The organism is Methylobacterium sp. WL69 (assembly GCF_008039485.1).
GTDB lineage: Bacteria > Pseudomonadota > Alphaproteobacteria > Rhizobiales > Beijerinckiaceae > Methylobacterium.
This window is the reverse complement of the sequence record NZ_VRUZ01000173.1, coordinates 1-2,699: the sequence shown is the minus strand read 5'-3', so window position 1 is coordinate 2,699 and position 2,699 is coordinate 1. Positions and strand designations below refer to the sequence as shown.

General features: G+C 70.8%; 2 protein-coding genes and 1 pseudogene. 1 reads left to right on the top strand and 2 read right to left on the bottom strand.

From position 1 onward, the window contains the following. Positions 1-895, bottom strand: an 895-nt coding sequence (locus FV218_RS22140; RefSeq protein ID WP_147711571.1) for an aromatic amino acid ammonia-lyase, incomplete at its 3' end; no start/stop codon positions are given. A gap of 68 nt (positions 896-963) precedes the next feature. Next, positions 964-1,842 (bottom strand): annotated as a pseudogene (gene puuE, locus FV218_RS22135) (allantoinase PuuE); the annotation flags it as partial. Positions 1,843-2,045: 203 nt separating this feature from the next. Between puuE and FV218_RS22130 the strand changes: the two are divergent. Beyond that, entirely contained in the window at positions 2,046-2,666 is a 621-nt protein-coding gene (locus FV218_RS22130; protein ID WP_147711569.1) for an urease subunit gamma, read from the top strand. Positions 2,667-2,699 lie beyond the last annotated feature (33 nt).

Below are 2,699 nucleotides of genomic sequence, written 5' to 3'. Positions count from 1 at the left end.
GTGGCGGGGCGGTGCCGGGGGCGCGCGCTTCGTCCGGGAACACCGTGTGGCGGGCCGATTCCGTGCAGCGCAGGGAGCCTTCGAGGAGGCGCAGCACGTTGCGGGCGGTGGCGGCCTGGCCCTGGTGCGGGCGCGCGGCGTGCAGGCGCGGATCGAACGCCTTGGTCTCGCAGCGCATGCATTCGAGGCTGAGCGCCAGCGCGATGTCGGCGTGCTTGAGAAGTTTCCTGGAATCCTCCAGGGCCAGGACGCCGAGCGCCAGGGACACCGTGGAGCCGTTGATCAGCGCCGAGGCGTCCTTGGCCTCCAGGGGAAATTCGGGTTCGAGGCCCGCGAGGGCCAGGGCCTCGCGGGCCGGCAGGCGCTTGCCCTCGTAGACCATCTCGGCTTCGGCGAACCCGCAGATGGCGCCGGCGAGATGGGCCAGGGGCGCCAGGTCTCCGGAGGCTCCCACGGAGCCCTTCTGCGGGATCACCGGCACGAGGCCGGCATTGAGGCAGGCGAGGAGGCGGTCCACCACGGCCACCCGCGGCCCGGAATAGTTCGACGCGAAGGCGTTGGCGCGCAGGAGCATGGTGGCGCGGGCCACCTCCGGGTCGAAGGGCTCGCCCACCCCGGTGGCATGGGCATAGACCGTGCGGCGCTGGTACTCCCGCATCTCGTCCATGCGCACGCGCTGGTCCTTGAACAGGCCCACCCCGGTGTTGAACGAGTACATGAGCGGCGCGTCGTCGTTCATGAAGTTCGCGTCGATGTAGGTGCGGGCCGCGGTGAGGCGCGCGCGGGCCCCGTCCTCCAGGGCGGCCGTGGCCCGGGCGCCCGAGGCGTCCGGCCGGACGACGGCCAGGACGTCGGCGGGCTGGAAGGTCCGGCCGTCGAGGGTGATCGTCGTCATGTCGCGTCTCCGGCGTGCTTCGTTCATGCGGCGGGCGTCAGCAGGAATCAGGCCGGCGGGTGGTGCCGGGTCCAATGGTCGGCGATGTCGATGCGGCGGGCGATCCAGACCCCGTCGTGGGCGGCGACATGGTTGAGGAACCGGGTGAGCGCGCCGATCCGGCCCGGCCGGCCGACGAGGCGGCAATGCAGGCCCACCGACATCATCTTGGGCGCCGTCTCGCCCTCGGCGTAGAGGGCATCGAAGGCGTCGCACAGGTAGGTCGCGAAGTGATCGGCGGTGTTGAAGCCCTGGGCCGCCACGCAGCGCATGTCGTTGGCGTCGAGCGTGTAGGGCACCACGAGACCATGCCTGTCCGGGCCGCCGATCCAGTAGGGCAGGTCGTCGGCGTAGGAATCCGACAGGTAGGTGAAGCCCGCCTCGAGGCCGAGGTCGAGGGTGTGGACCGACGAGCGCCCCGTGTACCAGCCGCGCGGGCGGGCGCCCGTGACCGCGGTGTGAATGCGGATCGCCTCGTCCATGTGCGCCTTCTCGTCCGCACGGGTGAAGTCGCGATAATCGATCCATTTCAGGCCGTGGCAGGCGATCTCCCACTCGGCCTCGCGCATGGCGGCGGCGATCTCCGGCACCCGCGCAAGCGCGTTGGCGACGGCGAACACCGTCACGGGCACGCCGCGCGCCCGGAGGAGCCGCCAGATGCGCCAGAACCCGGCGCGGGACCCGTACTCGTAGAGGGATTCCATGTTCATGTGGCGCTGGCCCGGCCAGGGCTGCGCGCCGACGATCTCGGACAGGAACGCCTCGGACGCCGCGTCCCCGTGCAGGATCGCGTTCTCGGCCCCCTCCTCGTAGTTCAGCACGATCTGCACGGCGATGCGGGCGCCGTTCGGCCAGTGCGGATGAGGCGGCGTGCGGCCGTAGCCGACGAGGTCGCGGGGATAGGTCACGGCGGCGGCCTTCCTGTGCGGAATCTGCGTCCTCGCGCTGTTCGGACGCCGTACGGTGTCCTGTCAACCGATCCGGCACCCCCACCCGCATCCGTGAAGCCCTTGCGCCGCCGGCGTCGGGATGCATCGATGCGCGGGATCGGACCGCGCATGGTCCTTGCCTGTCCACACACGCGCTTCGACGCCCCACCCCGAGGTTTCCCGTGCTCCTGACCCCGCGCGAAAAGGACAAGCTCCTCCTCGCCATGGCCGCCCAGGTCGCCCGCAACCGGCTCGCCCGCGGGGTGAAGCTGAACTATCCCGAGGCCATCGCGCTGATCAGCGACTTCGTGGTCGAGGGCGCCCGCGATGGGCGCTCGGTCTCGGACCTGATGCAGGCAGGCGGGCACGTGCTCACCGCCGACCAGTGCATGGACGGCATCCCGGAGATGATCCACGACATCCAGGTCGAGGCGACGTTCCCGGACGGCACCAAGCTCGTCACCGTGCACCATCCGATCCGGGGCGCGGCCTCCGCCGAGGTGCCGGGCTCGGTGACCACCCTGCCGGGCGACATCGTCTTCAACGCAGGCGCTCCGCGCACCCTGGTGACGGTGTCCAATATCGGCGACCGGCCGATCCAAGTCGGTTCGCACTACCATTTCTATGAGGTCAATCCCGGCCTGACCTTCGACCGCGAGCAGGCGCGGGGCCAGCGTCTCGACATCGCCCCCGGTACGGCGGTGCGGTTCGAGCCCGGCGCCACGCGGGAGGTGGTGCTGGTGCCGCTCGGGGGGGGCCGGACCGTGTACGGGTTCCGGGGTGATGTGATGGGGAAGCTCTAAAGACCATGGCCAACATACCCCCCCGCGCCGCCC